General features: G+C 36.1%; 17 protein-coding genes. 7 read left to right on the top strand and 10 right to left on the bottom strand.

Annotated elements, in window-relative coordinates:
- Positions 1–9: 9 nt before the first annotated feature.
- The gene (locus tag J2756_RS01090; RefSeq protein ID WP_209581408.1) at positions 10–786 is read right to left on the bottom strand and encodes a winged helix-turn-helix domain-containing protein; all 777 of its coding nucleotides are present in this window, start codon (positions 784–786) and stop codon (positions 10–12) included.
- 1,116 nt (positions 787–1,902) lie between these two features.
- Here J2756_RS01090 and J2756_RS01085 point away from each other — a divergent pair.
- The gene (locus J2756_RS01085; protein ID WP_209581405.1) at positions 1,903–2,271 is read left to right on the top strand and encodes a hypothetical protein; all 369 of its coding nucleotides are present in this window, start codon (positions 1,903–1,905) and stop codon (positions 2,269–2,271) included.
- Between the two features lie 207 nt (positions 2,272–2,478).
- Here the strand turns inward: J2756_RS01085 and J2756_RS01080 are convergent, their stop codons facing one another.
- The 3 genes from J2756_RS01080 to J2756_RS01070 form a co-directional block, all read right to left on the bottom strand.
- A complete protein-coding gene (locus tag J2756_RS01080) occupies positions 2,479–4,614 on the bottom strand; it encodes a beta strand repeat-containing protein (RefSeq protein ID WP_209581402.1) in 2,136 nt (711 codons plus the stop codon).
- Between the two features lie 579 nt (positions 4,615–5,193).
- The gene (locus J2756_RS01075) at positions 5,194–5,769 is read right to left on the bottom strand and encodes a type 1 glutamine amidotransferase family protein (RefSeq protein ID WP_209581400.1); all 576 of its coding nucleotides are present in this window, start codon (positions 5,767–5,769) and stop codon (positions 5,194–5,196) included.
- Positions 5,770–5,872: 103 nt separating this feature from the next.
- Positions 5,873–7,126: an ATP-binding protein gene (locus J2756_RS01070; RefSeq protein WP_245315865.1), complete on the bottom strand. Its 1,254-nt coding sequence runs from the start codon at positions 7,124–7,126 to the stop codon at positions 5,873–5,875.
- A gap of 346 nt (positions 7,127–7,472) precedes the next feature.
- On the opposite strand from J2756_RS01070, the gene J2756_RS01065 reads away from it, so the two are divergent.
- Positions 7,473–8,573, top strand: coding sequence for an acyltransferase family protein (locus J2756_RS01065; RefSeq protein WP_209581395.1), 1,101 nt, complete (start codon positions 7,473–7,475; stop codon positions 8,571–8,573).
- A 700-nt stretch (positions 8,574–9,273) separates the two neighbouring features.
- On the opposite strand, the gene J2756_RS01060 is transcribed toward J2756_RS01065, so the two are convergent.
- From J2756_RS01060 to J2756_RS01050, 3 genes are all read right to left on the bottom strand, one after another.
- Entirely contained in the window at positions 9,274–9,687 is a 414-nt protein-coding gene (locus J2756_RS01060; RefSeq protein WP_209581392.1) for a hypothetical protein, read from the bottom strand.
- Positions 9,688–9,707: 20 nt separating this feature from the next.
- Complete coding sequence (locus J2756_RS01055) at positions 9,708–10,787, bottom strand: hypothetical protein (protein ID WP_209581389.1); 1,080 nt, start codon at positions 10,785–10,787, stop codon at positions 9,708–9,710.
- 124 nt (positions 10,788–10,911) lie between these two features.
- Complete coding sequence (locus J2756_RS01050; protein ID WP_209581386.1) at positions 10,912–11,631, bottom strand: HEAT repeat domain-containing protein; 720 nt, start codon at positions 11,629–11,631, stop codon at positions 10,912–10,914.
- Between the two features lie 204 nt (positions 11,632–11,835).
- Here J2756_RS01050 and rnc point away from each other — a divergent pair, with 204 nt between their 5' ends.
- On the top strand, positions 11,836–12,489 hold the full coding sequence (gene rnc, locus J2756_RS01045; protein ID WP_209582277.1) for a ribonuclease III: 654 nt from the start codon (positions 11,836–11,838) through the stop codon (positions 12,487–12,489).
- A gap of 89 nt (positions 12,490–12,578) precedes the next feature.
- Here the strand turns inward: rnc and J2756_RS01040 are convergent, their stop codons facing one another.
- The 3 genes from J2756_RS01040 to J2756_RS01030 all read right to left on the bottom strand — a co-directional run bounded on the left by J2756_RS01040 (position 12,579) and on the right by J2756_RS01030 (position 14,455).
- Entirely contained in the window at positions 12,579–12,992 is a 414-nt protein-coding gene (locus J2756_RS01040; RefSeq protein WP_281063368.1) for an EVE domain-containing protein, read from the bottom strand.
- Between the two features lie 399 nt (positions 12,993–13,391).
- The gene (locus J2756_RS01035) at positions 13,392–13,820 is read right to left on the bottom strand and encodes a hypothetical protein (protein ID WP_209581381.1); all 429 of its coding nucleotides are present in this window, start codon (positions 13,818–13,820) and stop codon (positions 13,392–13,394) included.
- Between the two features lie 320 nt (positions 13,821–14,140).
- Positions 14,141–14,455: a DUF2769 domain-containing protein gene (locus J2756_RS01030; RefSeq protein WP_209581379.1), complete on the bottom strand. Its 315-nt coding sequence runs from the start codon at positions 14,453–14,455 to the stop codon at positions 14,141–14,143.
- A 503-nt stretch (positions 14,456–14,958) separates the two neighbouring features.
- Here J2756_RS01030 and J2756_RS01025 point away from each other — a divergent pair.
- The 4 genes from J2756_RS01025 (at position 14,959) to J2756_RS01010 (ending at position 17,764) form a co-directional block, all read left to right on the top strand.
- Positions 14,959–15,177, top strand: coding sequence for a hypothetical protein (locus tag J2756_RS01025; RefSeq protein WP_209581377.1), 219 nt, complete (start codon positions 14,959–14,961; stop codon positions 15,175–15,177).
- 346 nt (positions 15,178–15,523) lie between these two features.
- Positions 15,524–16,012: a hypothetical protein gene (locus J2756_RS01020; protein ID WP_209581375.1), complete on the top strand. Its 489-nt coding sequence runs from the start codon at positions 15,524–15,526 to the stop codon at positions 16,010–16,012.
- Complete coding sequence (locus tag J2756_RS01015) at positions 16,013–16,495, top strand: metal-dependent hydrolase (RefSeq protein ID WP_209581372.1); 483 nt, start codon at positions 16,013–16,015, stop codon at positions 16,493–16,495.
- Between the two features lie 210 nt (positions 16,496–16,705).
- On the top strand, positions 16,706–17,764 hold the full coding sequence (locus J2756_RS01010; protein WP_209581369.1) for an acyltransferase family protein: 1,059 nt from the start codon (positions 16,706–16,708) through the stop codon (positions 17,762–17,764).
- The last annotated feature ends 7 nt before the right edge of the window (positions 17,765–17,771 follow it).

Here is a 17,771-nt window from a genome sequence, read left to right as displayed (position 1 = left end):
CACATATGATTATGCTTTTAATGTTTCAGGCTCTGGAGCATCCTCAAACATGCATCCAATTTGGGATACTGTCTTCAGGATTTTGTAGCCCTTCTCTGTGATCATGTAATCACCGCGTTCATGTCTCTGAATTATCATATTGCTATCCAGGAGCTTTTGAATGTGGAAAATAAGGTTTCCTCCCCTTAATCCTGTGAGCTGGGATAAGGATGTGAAGGTTTTGGTTTCCACTGCAACTGCCTTCATTATCTGAAGTCTCTGCCTGTTTGAGAGGGGTTCAAAGACATCCCTGACCAGAATATCCTCTGATATGTCAGATATATCCATTTTAATCTCTTCGGGCCCGTTGTAAATGTGTAGGGATCGCATGAGTTTCAGCTGTTTTTCAAAGACATCTGTAACCTCCAAAAAGCAGACATCACATTTATTGAAGGGTGCTTCAGCCCTTAAATTATTCAATTCCCCTTTGGACTCGGTTACTTGGGTCTCTGGAACTTTATCCTGTTTTATTAGGTCAGCATTCCTTTCCAGAAGCTCTGTGAACTTGGATTTGCAGGTTTCCCTCATCTGGCACTTCTCAACCATTCCCCTCTCAAGGCTGTTTTCAATGTCCTCTGAAATATGGGCAGTTATGCAGTTTAAAAAATCCTTTTTAAGGTTTTTTAGCATGAGATCAAGGTATTCTTTGTTGGAATTTTCCATCATCCGCTTTATATCCCTGTGCATGAGATCCAGCTTGGATTTTAACTCAGTGATCTCAGTGGCACTGTCAACTTCTGCTTTCATTATTCAATTTTATATTAAACAACCATAATAAAGGTTTCTACATAAACTTCAAAGGTTAGTTTTGTGTATAAAACTGTAGTTCGATACACTTTTCTGACGATCAAATACATATACCTACCGGGCCAATATTAAGTTGTTGAAGGAAATGTTTCTGAAGTTTCTTTAAGAAAAAACCAGATAGTTTCCAGTCAAAAAAAAATAATAAAATCTCTTTCAAAGTCTTGATAGAGTATATCCTTTGTTCAAAGGAGGTGAAATAGTGTTAGTACAGTTTGAATTACAGCACTTCTGCTGCGGTCCTAAAGGTTGCCAGCTTGAACTTGAATACGGCGAGCTTGTTGACGTAGAAGAATAATTACACTTAAATTAAGTTCAAATTTGATTTTTTTTACTTAAAACTATTTTTTATTTTTCAAATAAACTATCCTTTTTTTATTCAATTTTTCATTAACAGGTTATTCATCAAAATTTTCAAAGCTCATATTAACAGAATACTCTTTCTAGTACCAATCTATAAAACTGTAGTTAGTATATTTTACTGACGATTGAGTACACCTTTCTAATTCATTATAGTTATCATGGTGATTGTATGCCAGAATGGATAACAGGAAAAAAAATGAAATGGATGTGAAATTTTTTTAATTGAAAATGAGTGCAAACATCTAACCCCAATGGATCCAGAATGAGGTTTTTGAAGTTTTAAAGAACAGCATAACTTCTGCAAAAAAAATATAACATATACAATCCTAATATATTATTAAAGATATTTGGAGGTCTAACTGTGAACGAAAAAAACACTGGTTTATTGATGATTGTTGTGGCTGTTCTGTTAGCAATACTGTATCTGGCACTACCTAATTTCATATTGTATTTGTACTGGATCATGGTCGTAATCCTACTCGTATACGGAGTGTACCTATTCAGAAGCTGAACAGGTGTTTCATGGGCATTAAAGGGACCATTGGCTGAATTGTGAGTGGACATCATAAAACTTCCCTACTTTTTTCCTATTTTTCATGCTTAGATAAAAATGATTTCAGTACAAAGCGCAATGGATGGAAAATAAATAGGTTATCAATATCCTTGATTTTTAATAGGTAATCGTGGTGTAATTAGTTGAAAGAAAGTAAAAAGGACAGAGTTAACAAGGAGAAGGAATTATCCTCACAGCTGGAAAAACAGTTATCACCCGCCAGAGCCGTGGTAAGGATCATTATAGGATTTTTTGCCCTAGTAATATGGATCCTGATAGGTGTTAGTCCAACCATCCTCTTCTCATCAAGTATACAAGAATTTATTGGAGTTACCTCATTTTTTTACAGAAATCCCATTCTTTTCTTACTGGTAGCATTTATTAACATCTTTTTAGGGGTCATTGTGTATTTTATTGGAATTTTCTGGTGGGCTGCATTTCACATCCTCTGGTCAATAAGATGGTTCTATGGTTTTAAAAGGTATCACAAGCTAAAAAAATCATCCCCATAGTTATTGGTGGTTGCCTAAGAATGTACAGGAAAAGAAAAAAATTGGAATTTAGGTTACATGATAGTTGACATTCTGGTTATCATTATCCAACTATGAAAGTAGTAATTCACCTTTTAATGTAGAATTCAAAATTAAAGCTCCTTCTTTGCGTGCACAATTCAGTATCTTGATCCTTAAAAAAAAGAATAAAAAAAGGTTAAATGGGGTTTATTTTTTTCTTGGTGTGAACATTCCTCCAAGAACAGCTAGAATAGCCAGTACTAGTCCTGCTATTGGCATACCTGTATTCTGCATTGTTACTGTGTTGCTTGCTGCGTTCACTGAGGCTGTGTTGTCTGTTGTGCTGTTTGTATTTGTACTGCTTGCTGCATTGATGGTTAATGGAGTTACGCCCTCTGTGTTGATGTTGTAGGTATCTGAAGTTATTGATGAACCAAATGAGTAGACTCCTGCTCTTGTGGTTTTTCCTGTGATGTAAAGGTAAGGATCACCCTTTGGAACGTTCACTAATGTCCAGGTTATCGTTCTCATCGTTTCATTGTAGATCCAACTACCATCACCAGATATCTTGGATATTTCAAAGTTCTCAGGTACAGGTATGGTTATGGTCACGTTACTTGCAGCATCTGGTCCACTGTTACCCAATTTATAGGTCAATATAAAGGTTTCACCAGCAGTTGGGTTCTTTTTGGATGTTGTAGTGTTCAAGTACAGGTACGATACAGGATTCACAGTTAAGAGCTGCATAACTGTTTGATTATCTGTAGTTGCATTGAGATTACCTGTTCCTCCGTGTTTTGCAGTGAATATTGATGTTGCAATACCATTAACCGTTGTGGCGGTTGCAGGATTGAAACTTCCCAAAGTACTGCTGTAGGTTACAAGTGTTCCATCAAGTATGTGACCTGTACTAGGATCGAATGAAGTAAACGTAGTGCCATCACAGACGTTGTTGAAGCTAACTGTGACTAAACTGCTTTGAGTGTTGTTAATAATAGTTGGTGTTGTATTTATTGTCATGTATAACCAGTTTATGGGATTTGACATTTGATATATGAGATTTGCCCACACAGGATCATTAGAACCCCACCAATTGTACTTAGCATCTATAACACCATATTCATTATAAATAGCACTACCAAGACTTGCAGTGTTATTCACGATACTACTAAAACTAACAACCGTAACCTGATAGTTACGATTGTAGATCGCTCCACCATTTGTTGCGCTGTTGCCTGCGAGTGTGCAGTTTGTAACTGTTAAAGTAAGATAATAGCTATTGAAGATTGCTCCACCATTTGTTGCATTGTTCTTACTAAGTGTGGAATTTGTAACTGTTACATTACCTCCATCATTGCAGATTGCTCCACCATTATTTCTTGCAGTGTTGTTCTTAAGTGTGCAGTTTGTAACTCTTACATCACCATAAGTGTAGATCGCTCCACCATAATTTGTTGCAGTGTTGCCTGTGAGTGTGGAATTTGTAACTGTTACACTACTACCACCACCATTGAAGATTGCTCCACCGGTAAATGATGCACTGTTGCCTGTGAGTGTACAGTTTGTAACTGTTGAAGTACCCATCATCGCATTGAAGATCGCTCCACCGGAAGATGATGCACTGTTGCCTGTGAGTGTGCTTTTAGTTAAAGTTAAAGTTCCATAATTTTCTATGGCTCCACCGTAAGATGCTGCACTGTTGTTGTTAATTAGGGAGTTTGTTACTGTTAAATTACCATAATTGCTGATTGCTCCACCATCATTGGCTACGTTGTTGTTAATTATGGTGCTTGTTACTGTTAAATTACCATTCATATTAGTAATTGCTCCACCATTACTTGCGGTGTTGCCTGTTAATGTGGAATTTGTAACTGTTAAACTACCCTCATTGTAGATTGCTCCACCATAATTTGTTGCAGTGTTGCCTGTGAGTGTGCAGTTTGTCACTGTTAAATTACCCTGATTGTAGATCGCTCCACCATTAAATGCAGTGCTGTTTCTTAGTGTTAGGTTGGTTATGGTAACTGTTATTCCAGGTCCTACGTAGAATATACTGTTTCCACTTTGTTGTCCGTTGATTATAGTGTTGTCCTGGTTTTCACCCGTGATGGTCATGTTCTGGTTGATGTTTATTCCAGATTCATTATAGGTTCCCTGTGCTATGTGAACTGTTCCATTTACTGCTACCGTGCCTGTGGCATTTGTTATAGTCTTTTTTGGCCCGCTTGTAGTATTATAAACTGGAGATAATCCATCCCATGTGTCATCTCCTTGTGTATTAACATAGATTGTGGAATTATCTGTACCAGCTGCACTTACAGCACTAACACCAAAAGAGAACAACACCACACACATTAACAATAATAAAGGAAATTTAATGATTATTTGTTTGTTTTTGGTTTCCATTGGTCTTTTTCACCTCCTTCATGCTCGTTCTGGATAAAATATTATCATAGTATCATATCCAAATCAACATAATACATTCACAGTAAATAAAACTTCTGATTTTATCCTAAAAATACGGCTAATTAAAGCGAATAAAAACAATTTACAATAAATATCAACTCCATATGAGATAACACTTTAAATTAAACAGTTTTACAATATATTAATTGGAATATGAAAACAAAAATGATATATTACCCTCTAAATTGATAAATGAATACAAAAAATATCCAATAAACACGAAAACTGTTCAACCACAACAAACAGAACTATTCACAAAAACACATAATATAAAAAAAAAAGAGAGTACCCAAACCTTTCCCAATAGACTCCTCTGATGCCATTCTGTATTAGGCAAGTAACCGGTTGATGTGAAAAATCAGATAACAAATTATATTGTGATGGTAGTCATTGGATGAATGCTGAAGAGAAGCTACAGTTCAGGAGAAAATGGGGTTTAGATGAGAAGCAAAAGTGTTATTCATTCAACTGTGGATTTTTAAAAAAATCATACCACACGTTTAAGGTATCCTTATCATAAACACCAAGTTCACCAAGCACATCTCTGGCAAATTCCAGAGAAGCAATTCCATTGGCGGTAATTATCCCATTATCAGAAACAGAGGGCTTGTTAACGTACAGATCATTACCCTTATATTTTCCTACTAAGTTCTGAAGGTATGATTTCCCATTACTGGTGTGTTTGATGTCCTCAAGAAATCCGTGTCTGGCTAAAAAAACAGTTGTTCCACAGATGGCTGCAACGGGTATACCCTTCTTTATGAATTTTTCAACCACAGGAACCAGATCCGTCACTGGATCGTTTTCCCACATTTCTCCACCTGGCAAAATGATAATAGCAGCATTACTGTAATCAATTTCATCAATGGTGCAATCTGGAATTATAGAAACCCCGCCCATGGTCACTATGGTGTCTTCGTTGAAACCAACTGTTTTTACAGTATAATCTCGTGATTTGTTGATTTCAGCCACTGCTAAGCCGGGTTCCCAATCAGATAAACCGTTAAATACCAATAGATATGCTGTTCTCATGGAATTACCTACATTAATACAATTGTTTGAGTCACAATTTCATCAAATAAAATTACATTCATTAGATATTTTGTATAGAAATATTTTATCTTCTAAAAACGAATCAAGATGGATCAAGAGCTCCAAGCAATGAATCTATGAACTGCTGTGCTGTACGTCCTGACATTCCACCATGACGCATTTCCCATTTACTTGCTGCCGATCTCAGTTCTTCATCTGCCAGTTTGATTTCAGGGTGTCGCCTTGCAAGCGTTGTGACTATGTTGAAATATTCTTTCCTCTGGGGATTGTAGTAACCAATTGTCACGCCGAACCGCGCCGCCAGGGATAGTTTTTCATTCACAGTCTCGGAACGATGCAGTTCATCCTGGGACATATCCGAATTATCACTCCAAGTTTCCCGGATCAAATGGCGCCTGTTGGATGTTGCATAGATGAGTACGTTTTCAGGTTTTGTCTCTAAACCACCCTCCATAACTACCTTCAAATATTTATACTCAATTTCGAACTCTTCAAAAGACAGATCGTCCATATAAATTATAAAACGATAGTTTCTGTTTTTTATGGCTGCAATGACCTTTGGTAGTTCCTTGAATTCGTGTTTGTGGACCTCTATCATGCGGAGACCGCGGCTGTAATACTGATTTAGGATTGCCTTTATGCTTGCAGATTTGCCAGTGCCGGCATCACCATAGAGAAGAACGTTGTTTGCTTTGCGCCCTTCAACGAAGGCTTCTGTATTCTGCACCAGTTCTTTCTTTTGGGATTCATAGCCAACCAGATCATCCAGTATCATGTCACTGGTCGTTGTGATGGGGCAAAGGATTCCGGACTTATCATCAGTTGAAATACGAAAAGCTTTATTTAGTCCCAATTCTCCAACACCATATGCTTTGTAGAAATCTGTAACGATTTTGTATAGCTCCTCGTCATCTTTAGCCTGTTCAATGGCATAACTGAGTTTTTGAACTTTTTCACTTACGCTCTTGTTGAAGATCTGTTCACTTTTCACCACAGCATTATAATTCGTGATAATCGTAAAGCAGTCAATGTCCAGTTCCTTTTCTATTTTAGAAAAGTCGTAGTCAAACAATTGCTTGAAGATGCCAAAATCGTTCCTGGCAAATTTATTTACGGTACCTTCGTTGGTTCCAACTTTTTCCGAAACAAGGGTAAAGGGGTTTTCAGTCATGAATAGAATAAAAGCCAGATAATTGTGCCACAAATTTTTGTCAAAGCCATAAAGCGTTGAAATATCAAGCAGACGATTGATTTCGATATAAATATCTGAAATCAGATCTTCCATCACATAGTCCTCTGCCTCAAATCGTTGGCAGATATTGGATAATCTAAACAAGATACTATCTTTGTTGATATTTTTGTAAATCACCAATTTAGATGTCAAGTGATGCATTAATTGTCTCCTAATTTGTATAAACTTTTTAAAAAACCCAGCAGAATCTGCCTTCATCAATGATTTAAAATAAAGTTTTAAATAATATTAGTGTATAAATCTATTAAATTTTTTGTTTTTCATTTTATAACAAATTATATTAACTTCTAAAGATATTACTATGGATAAACGCATCATTCTAATTATAGAAGGATTACATACTCCCAATATTTCTATAAGGAGTAAAATGTGGTCTTCTATCTTTTTGAAGATAATCTGTTACTAAACTTGTTACTAGGAGAGTTATAAAATGAGAAAATATTATCTTGATAATCTACGTTGGCTTATAATTTTGATCCTGTTCCCCTATCATGTGTTACTTATGTACAGCAGCATTGGATCATACTACTTCCACGTTGCCAACTCAAGTATTGCCAATGCTTTTATCTTAACCTTCGCACCCTGGTTCATGCAACTACTCTTTGCCATTGCAGGTATCGCCACTTACTATTCTCTGAAAAGGAGGGATGCAAAGCAGTACCTGAAAGAAAGAGTATCAAAACTCCTCCTCCCCACAGTGGCCGGTGCTATTCTGGTAATACCCGTGAGTGTTTACTTTGGCTTCCTTTACAGTGGATACACCGGGAGTTTCCCCTCCCTCTGGCTATCTATTTTCAGCCATCCCCTGGAGAACCTGGCGAACGGGATAATTGTAGGCCCCCTATGGTTCCTGTTATACCTCTTCATAATCTCCGTGGTGGCCCTGCCCCTTATCATGAAATACAAAAAAGGGAAATGGAGAATACCCCTAGAAAAAGTGACCGTGCCTAAACTATTACTGGGGATTATCCCCCTGACTATTGGTAGCTTTTTCCTCAATTTATATCCGGATAAAAGCATAGTACAGTTCTTATTACTCTTTCTTGCCGGCTACTTCTTACTGTCGGATGACAGTGTGCAGGAAAAACTGGAAGATAAAAGATGGCCACTTTTCATCTCCTTTGTGGTTTTAACCGTGATATATGTGGTAATGGCATTATCTATCCTAAGTTCATCGGGAGACGCTGCCAGTGCTGCCACATCCACCTTGATAATATCATTATTCCTGATGAAACTCTACGCCAATGTTATCCTGTGGCTGGGAGTCCTGGGTGTGATGGGAATGGGTAAACATTACCTGGAATTCAAAACCCCTAAAACACTCTACCTTTCAGCAGCATCCTTCCCCATCTACATTTTCCACATAATATGGGTCAACCTCTTTGCCTACTATATCATTGGATGGGTACCCAGCATGATGGCCCTCCAAGTAATCCTCACAATGGCGTTGAGTTTCGTATTCACCATAGCCACCATTGAAGTGGTCAGAAGGATCAAGGGGGTCAGATTCCTCTTTGGAATCAAAGGCTAAAAACATTCCTCCTTATTAAGCCCCGGGCAACAAATATTGTCCCACTTCTTTGTTTTATCAAAATCTGATAACACCTTAAAAAATCCATAGTATTACCAATATTTAGAAGGTTTGCAAAAAACAATAGTTCAAAGATTAATTAAGTTCTAAATTCAAATAAAAGTTATTATTAAACTTATTTAAAAAATATGGTGATTTTTAACATGTATGGGACTATAATAAGTTTCAATATTCATTTTTTCGCGAAATTTATATGAAATTTAATTTCGTTAAACCATGATATAACGAAGAAGTGAACTTTTACTTATCCCACGGTTACCAAACCAGCCTATAACAAAGTAGCATGAACAATAGCCCACAGGTTACGAAATCATGATATAACAAAATGAAGATTTCAACCCATATTTTATTAATTAAATTCAAAAAAATCATATAAAATAAATCTAAGAGAAATTGGAGTAAATTGATCGGTAGATATAGCCCTACTGATCCATTTAGAGTATTTTAACTAAATTTTAGAAAAAAGTTTAATTTCACTGAAGACAAATAACATGATTAAGAATGTATATAAATTAAATATTATTTTACAGATTTTCAATTTATCCAAGAACACATCATATGCGTGAATTTTTTTTGTAATTTGATGAAACATTAAAAAAGAAATATTTAAGGGAAAAAACATGTTTATCCCTTAACAAGATCAAATTGGTGTGAGTTTTCCACCGTCTTTCAGTGTTACTGTTTTTCCATTGAGCCAGCTGTTTTTTGAGTTTGATTTGTCGTAGTATACAGTGTATCCATTGTCGTCTATGTTGGAGAGGCTGCTGTCTGCATCTGTTAGTCCTGTTAGGTAGGAGTTTCCAGTTACAGTCCATGTTGAATCTGAGGATAGATTCAGTACAACTGATTGTGCTGTGTTGTTAGCGTTGATGGTGGCTGTGAGTTTACTGCCGTCTAGGATATTTAAGGTTAAGGAGCTGATGCTGTCTGCTTCAACTGAACCGCTTAATACCTGCTTTTTAGCGTTCAATGTTACATTTGCTCCGTTTGAACCACTGGTTCCCCAGCTGTCTGCACCTGCTTTCAGGAGTGTGCTGTTTCCTGTTAGTTTCACATTTTCTAGGTTAATGGTTGCTATGGTGTTGGTTGAGTAAAATAGGGGTCTGTTTTGGCAGTTATCGATCCACCAGTCATGTTAAAGGTTCCCTCTCCCTCTGCTGCATCTCCAGATGTGCTCTGGTAGATCATCACACCGTACTTTTTGTATCCTGTTATATCTGAGTTGGTAAGGGTTACGCTGTTTTTACCTTCGATCACCGCTGCTTCACTTCCTGTAGCCGTGGATGTTAAGTCGGTTCCTGTTATGGTTCCTGTTGAGTAGATTCCAGGTGATCCTTCTCCCCGGGTTTTCAACACTCCATCAGTTACAGTTACTGTTCCTTCTCCACGATCCGTTGCTAGTGCTGCGCAGTGGGCTCCGCTGGTTGTTATTTTGATGTTGTTTACTATTATGGTTCCACCGTAGGTTGCATCCAATCCCCTTGAGGAGTTTGCCGTGGTTACTATTTTGGAGTTGTTTCCAGTTGCAAAGATTGCGTTAGCTCCATCCACACCAGTTGTTATCTTGGTGTTGGTTACCTTTAGTTTGCTACCGTTTTTTGCAAGTAGCGCTGCGTTTACTCCGTAGAAATTACTGTTTTCTTCACTGGATGCTGTACCTGCATTCTTGGTAACTGTTGCCCCATCTATGCTGAGTGATCCACTTCCATTTACAACAATGGCTGATTGGTCGCTTACTGTGCTGGTGTAGGTTTTCCCTGTTTCGCTTATATCGTACCAGCCCATTCCAAACATTGCCAGGAATTCTCCCACTGCATGATTAAATGAATCAGCAGTTTTTGTACCATCCACAACGTAGGCACCTGCAGTCACAACATTTGCACTGCTGTCCTGGGATGCACCTCCAGGTGCTTGTGAACCACCAGGAGGTGCTGATCCAGATGAGTTGCTTCCACCGGGTTTTTCCGGCACTGTTCCACCGTTAACAGTTGTGGTTTCTGTACTCGTTGCAGCTGAAACTGTATTACTTGAAGTTTGGTTTTGATTATTGGTGGCAGCATTGGTCTCTGTCATTGCATTATCAATAAGAGAATAGGATCCAAGGATCCCCAGTACCATGATCACAGAACAAATTGCCATTTTTTTCGTGTTCATAATAAATCCCTGGGATCAATTATGAAACTTCTCGTTATAATACAGTTTTCCCAATTTATACCCAAATTTCAAGGGTTCATGAAAAAATAGGTTTCTAGAGAATTTATAATAAAAAAAAATATTTTTAAGCTTTCTTCTTTTTTCTTGCACTGATCTTATTCATGGCTTCCTTAAGAGCTCTTTCAAATTCATGGGATTCTCCCTTTGAATTATCTAAGGCCTCCTGAAGGGTTGGAAGTGCAGTTTCATCACCTATGGTTGCCAGGACATTGGCAGCGTTTACCCGGACGAAGAAGTTTTCATCTTCCAAAGAATTTAAAAGAACCTTGACAGCCAGGTTATCACCTATTTTACCCAGTGAAGTTACAGTGCAGGCCCGTAAGATGTAATCCTCTTCCTTTAAAATATCCATTAACGGCTCCAAAGCCCTTTTGTCACCTAAAACTCCAAGAGCATCCACCACCTCACATTTAACGTTTAAAGAGCCGTCTTTTAAGGCCATTATAATGGGTTCCACAGCCCGTTTGTCTCCAATGGCACCTAAAGCCAGGACAGCTGTCTCACGAACGTGCCAGTAATCATCCCCTAAAACCTTGATTAAAGGTTCAACTGCCCTTTTATCCCCAATTCTGCCTAGAGACAGAGTAGCGGCCTTACGAATAGGCCAGTGATCATCCTTTAATACTGAGATCAGAGGTTTCACAGCTTCTTCAGCCCTTATATCACCCAGGATGTAAGCAGCCTTTTCTCGAGCCTTTTTGTCTTCGGTTACATCCAATACTTTTATAAGGTTTGGAATATCCCTCTTATCCCTCATTTTCTCCAGATCAGAAATGGAAACCATACGAACTATTCCCCCTTTCCATGCAGAAATTTCAAATTCCATTTAAGTTTATGAGTTTTTTTACCTATAACAACGAATTGAAAAAACCACTTCAACAATTCCAGTAATATTTCTTTAATGCAGTTATTATAAATTATCCTAAGATGAGATCTGAGGATCAAGTTTTAATAAACTGTAAATTATCCAGGGTACATATTGAAACCTATGCAGCTACTGAAAAAATTTTCAATTAAACCCGTTGATAATCATCTCTATGATCTGGCCTTTCTTCATGAGTCCTATTCAAATGAAAATGGCCTCAGTGAATGTTATGAAAGATTAGAATTTTTAGGTGATTCAGTACTGGATCTGGTGGTGTCTGAATTTCTCTACAACATGGGCCCTAATTTAACTGAAGGAGAATTAACCCGTACACGTTCCAATTACGTGTGTAAAAAAGCACTCCATAGTTATTCCATGGAATTAGGACTGGATCAGTATGTAAAAATAGGTACTGGTCAAAAATTAGCAAGACGAGAAATTGATTCAGTTACAAGTGATGTGTTTGAATCCTTTGTTGGGGCTTTATACCTTGATCATGGCCTGGACACTGTGAAAGAATTTCTCTCAAAAACAGTGCTCCCACATATAAAGAATGGGGATGTTTTTTTTCATGATTATAAATCTGAGTTGAAACAGTTATGTGATCATGACGCTGCTGATATAAACTATGAGCTGATCCAGGAAGAAGGAGAACCCCATAATAAAACCTTCACCATGGTAGTGATGATCAACGGTAAAAATTACGGAAAAGGTTCTGGTGGGAGTAAAAAAGAAGCAGAACAAAATGCTGCCAAAAATGCACTTCGCAAGCTTTGAATTTTAAAGAACCTAGAAGATGTATCTGCAGTTTTAAGGGATTTAAACTTCTATTCTATCCAAAATATGGCAAAAAAAGGGATGTTAATTTAAGAAACATCTTTTGGTGGCTGATTTTTAGATTTGATCATTCCCTCTAAGATTTTCCAGTAATCTTCAGCCACTGGGAACATCTTTTTATGGAATTTGTTTTTTAGAGGATACCAATCAGCTAATTCTTCTTCTTCTTTCATATCCTTTAATTCAAGTTCATTTTCAAAATTAGATACTATTTTGAATTCACAGTAATATTCTTCATCGGGTAATTTACTGGTGTTCAGAAAGGAGTCTTTAGTAATTTCTACTAAATATTTAATATGTTTGTAGGGTGATATCCTGTAGATCAGTGCATAATCTCCGATTTCTGTATCGTGATCACAACCATTCCATCTCTGACTGGAACCAACTTCATCATTATCATCCATACCACCATCTTTAGATACCCAAAGCCAATAATTAACCATTCAAACACCTCATATTTTTTTTATAATTACAATTTTAATAATTGATCAATAGGTAATAATTGATCAAATATGTCAATTAAGATCTCATGATAAAACAGAAAAAAATGTCTGCTCCAAAAAAACCATCAACACGTATATGTATTGTTGGGGATACCCTTTTAATTATCGGTAACATTGCAGGAATTATTATATTTTAAGCACATCATATTACATTGGTGGTGAATGAAGTTTAGAATAAATTTCATACCACCATATGGGTTCTACTCTTGGGATTTGGTTATTTGAACCTAGAAAAGAGATTTTAGACAAAGGATCATAACGGATTCCCTTAAAACCTGAAAATTTGATGTTGAATGTGTTAAAGTATCATGGAGGTCAGTTTAACCGTGAAAATCAGATTTACTTTTCTTTTAAAGTTTTTAACCATTCAAGTACTTTATCTGCGATATCTTCAGAAATATCTTCAATCAAGTCTTTTTCACTCCAGGCACATACTTCTGCCTCATCAATATCGCCAACTACGTCTTCTATACGATCTTGGTCGCTGTAGGTTCCCATTTCAGATTCGCAAAAACTAAACTTTTTATCATGATCTTCAAATATAACATCCCATGTTTGTGAATCTCTAAGCTCCCAATACCAGTAATAGTTTTTAATAGTTTCTTCTTTAGGATCTTGTTTATCAGTTGCCTCTTCCTCTTCATAGCCAACGATCAACAGATTATTATCGTCTAAATAAATATGTTTCTCCCAAAGATCCTTATATCCAGGTACCCTCTCTAATTCTGAGTTTTCTATCATATCCACAAGTTCTTTTTTGCCGATCATTTTAAAGACCCCAGTTTTTAAGACAACACATTAAAATATTATACTAAATCTGATAATTCATACGACGCCTTTTAATTTCTACATATACTTTGTTTATTATCATTAATTAAGATGCTCAACCTTTTTGTAAGAGTTACTCTTTTGTAAGAGTTACTCAGAATCGTTTTTATTAGGGGATACAACGTAATTTGGATTTAAAAATAGGGTTTAAGGTCAAATTAGAAACATTTGGGATTTTAAAGTTAAAATTAAGCCCCCCCGGGTTGATATGGAATATCAAAAAGTTTTTCTTCTTTAAAAAAAATAAAAAAAATAAGGTTTTAAAGTGCCTTTCCATCCCTGCAGTAGTATCCTGCGGGTTTACCACTCATGAGATCGTTTTCCTTGAACACTGGACATTCTGCACACTTGCACTCTTCATGGTAGTAGAGATCCGTGCAGCTTGCCTCACTGCTTGCACAGTAAAGCCCAGGAACATCTTCAGGTCCAATGACAGTTGCAATATCTATGTCTTCCGACATTATCTCCTGCATCTTCTGCAGTTTCCCCTTAACACATTCACTTGTACCCTGTACAGGACATCCCGAGCACATGCATTTCATCACATTCTCGTTGTTGAATTCCACTTCACCCATAATATCATCCCCCATTGTTTAATAATATGTTTTTTAAAAAGTATGTATATTTGGTAGTTGGAATTTTTTTTATAATGGAAAGATTCTGGGTGTCCCTTAAAAAATCAGCCATGTAATAGTTTTTAGTTTAAAAGCCCCTGAATAATTTTTTAGCAGTTTTTATAACGATTTCCGGGTTTTAGCTCTCAGTTAAGAAAATCATGGACAAAACGAGTGTATCCGAGGATTTTAAAGCTTCTTTGTGGCTTTTTCTGCTGCAGATTTTGAATCTTCCAGTTTAATGAATTCTATCCCCAAGTTCAATACACCAAAACAGTAGTAAATCCTCTGGAATTTATATTAAATTAATATTTCAGATGCATATGAAATTTAATAGATATAGATACTGTTTCTTTTAAAATAACTGCATTTTTATGCATCACCGAAAGATTTATCCATATAGAACTAGTTAAATATAAAAGTACACGCATAACTTGTATCAAAAAGAGAGGGAGGTGAAACGTATGGTTAACCCAATAATAGCAGCAATACTTTCTTTCATAATTCCTGGATTAGGTCAGATCATTGCTGGTGAAACTAAGAAAGGTTTAATATTCCTTGTAGTTGCAATAGTACTCGGTCTGTTAGTAGGCGCTATAAGCTCCATGATAGGTATAATATCATTCCTATTCGCGTTATACGCAGCATACGATGCATACCAGCTAACCAGTGCAGCAGAATAATTAAAAAGGTTGTAAATGATTTTTCGTTTTATAGATTGCAGTGTTATAACATTGATAGTTTAAATTACAACGATTTGAATCATTATTTATCTTTTTAGAATCTTTATTTTATTTTTTAGAAATATTTAAAACATTTTCATTAAAAATACTTTGATTTGAATCCTAATTTTTATATTAAAAAGGTTTACTGAAATAATTTTTAATTCTAAAATATCTATTTTTATAAGATTAAGTCAATATTAAATCTAAGACTTAAACATCAACCTAATGATCTTCATTTTTTTCAAGGCAAAATATAAGATCGATGCATTGAACCATCTTTCAAAAAGGGAATTCGTGATTACCAATGAGTTCATTTAACGCCAAAAGAAGCATTAAAATTATTTTAAAAAGTCGTGCATTTATTTTCACAATTTTAATGATTCTACTAATGTTCCTGTGCCTTTACTACAACACCAACTACCAGGCACACCTTGAACACCCTGACAGCAGCATGATACTCAAGGATTACCCCCTTGGAGAAACTGTTTCAGTTTCTGGTAGGGTTACTATGATATACGGGGATGGTTTTCTCCTCTCAGACAACTACCATGGCACTGCTGTGAACTACCACGTTGTATCAAACCATGAAGTGAAAGTTGGAGATGAAGGTGAAGTGCTTGGAACCTTAATGCCCAATTACACTGTTAAAGCATCTAAAATCCTTCTTATAACAGATTTTGATTACAAGTTCATGCTTCTGCGCTCGTTCCTGGTTATAATAATTTTCATACTTCTTTTCAGGCGTTACTGGCGTTTTAATATTTCCAGGATGGAATTTCGGAGGTTGAGGTAAATGCCGGACTGGGTAACACATCTTGCAGTTGCATGGACCATCTGCAGGATTCTCAGATTCCGTTTTAAAAGTTTCAGCCCTGAAAACACCATGATCGTTATGGTGGGTGCTCTGATACCAGATATGGTGAAGCTGGCCCTGGGATTGAAGTTTCTGGGTCTGGATGTCTGGGATTACCTTGAGGCGGTTCACATCCCAACTGGATCCCTCACACTGGCAGGTATCATTGCACTTCTCTTCCCTGAGCGGAAGAATGCATTTCTCTTCCTCTCACTGGGTGTTGCAACCCACTACTGCCTGGATCTCATCCTCATGCACCTTACAGGCGGCATGTACCTTCTCTTCCCTTTTAGCTGGAATTACTGGCAGCTGGGACTTACAACCAGTGCAGATTACGGTGTGACCTTTATCGCTGTTTTGATTGCAGTGGTGGTTTACCTATTTGGGAGGTTCTGGGATGGGAGAAAAGATTTTCATCTTTAAATTCATCATATTTTCACATTTGAATTTATTAAATATAATTAAATAAGCATATCCCTAAATCTCTAATTTTGAAGTTATGCAACATTAATTGATAAATATAGTAGTCTAGATGTGTTGCAATAGAAATAATCAAATTATAATATTTTTTCCAACTTTATGAACTTCCTCAGAGAAGAAAAATTAATAATATTAATCATAGCAGGTGTTAATTTGAATGAAAAAAAACATTACCTCCAAATAGATATTTTAAAGGGACTTGCAATACTTGCAGTGATTGTTTTACACACAATACCTGGGAACTTAGTTAGAAATCCATTATCAATTTTTACTGTTTATCAAGCCGTACCCATATTTTTTGTCATTATGGGATTAAATGCTGCAATGTCATTTAAAAGGCACAATTACTTGACTTTGGATAAAATGTACAACAAAAATTATATTAAAAGTCGGTTTGAGAGATTGTTCTACCCTTTTATTGTCATTTTCATATTGTCCGGAGTTTTTGGCATTTTACTTCAAAAGAGTCTTTATATTGGAATTTTAAATATTTTAGGTTACTTGCCATTATCAGGACCTGGTAATTACTTCATATCTATAGCATTTCAGTTTGTTTTCGTGTTTCCCTTATTATACTATCTATACAAAAAGAATCCCAACTTGATATTAATTTTAAGCTTTGTTTTAAGCTTTGTTTTTGAGATGGTAGCTAACCAAATTCCAGTTTTAGAAAATAATTCATACCTCTACAAAGCATGCATTCTAAGATATTTCTTTATAATCGCATTAGGCATTTGGGCTGCAGATAACTTTGATATTAACAATTTAAGGACAATATTGAAAAGAAAGTTTATAATAATCGGGCTAATTGTAAGTGTTGTTTACATGATAACAGTTTCAGTTTTTAATTGGAATTTAACATATTTTCAACCTGCATGGCAGCCACAAACTGTTTTATCCTTTTTTTACCCATTGATTATATGTTTAGTGGGCTTGAGATACCTACCATCAAGTGCAGGAAAAATTTCAAGTTTAATGGGGTTCATTGGAAAAGCTTCTTACCACATTTTTTTGGTACAGATACTATTTTTTGGTGCAGGGATTTCAATGGCTCCAATTATCGGAAAATTAGGATTACAACACATTTATAATTTATATCTACTTGGAATAATGGCATTAATAGGTAATATTCTTATTTTAGTAATGTTAGGTTCTTTATTTTTTATTTTGGAAAATAAAATAAGAAAAAGGAGGAAATGTGATAAAAATTAAATTTAAA

The sequence above is a fragment of the Methanobacterium aggregans genome (assembly GCF_017874455.1).
In the GTDB taxonomy this organism is placed as follows: Archaea; Methanobacteriota; Methanobacteria; order Methanobacteriales; family Methanobacteriaceae; genus Methanobacterium_C; species Methanobacterium_C aggregans.
Note: the sequence above shows the minus strand (reverse complement) of the source record. Positions and strands in the feature narration are given on the sequence as shown.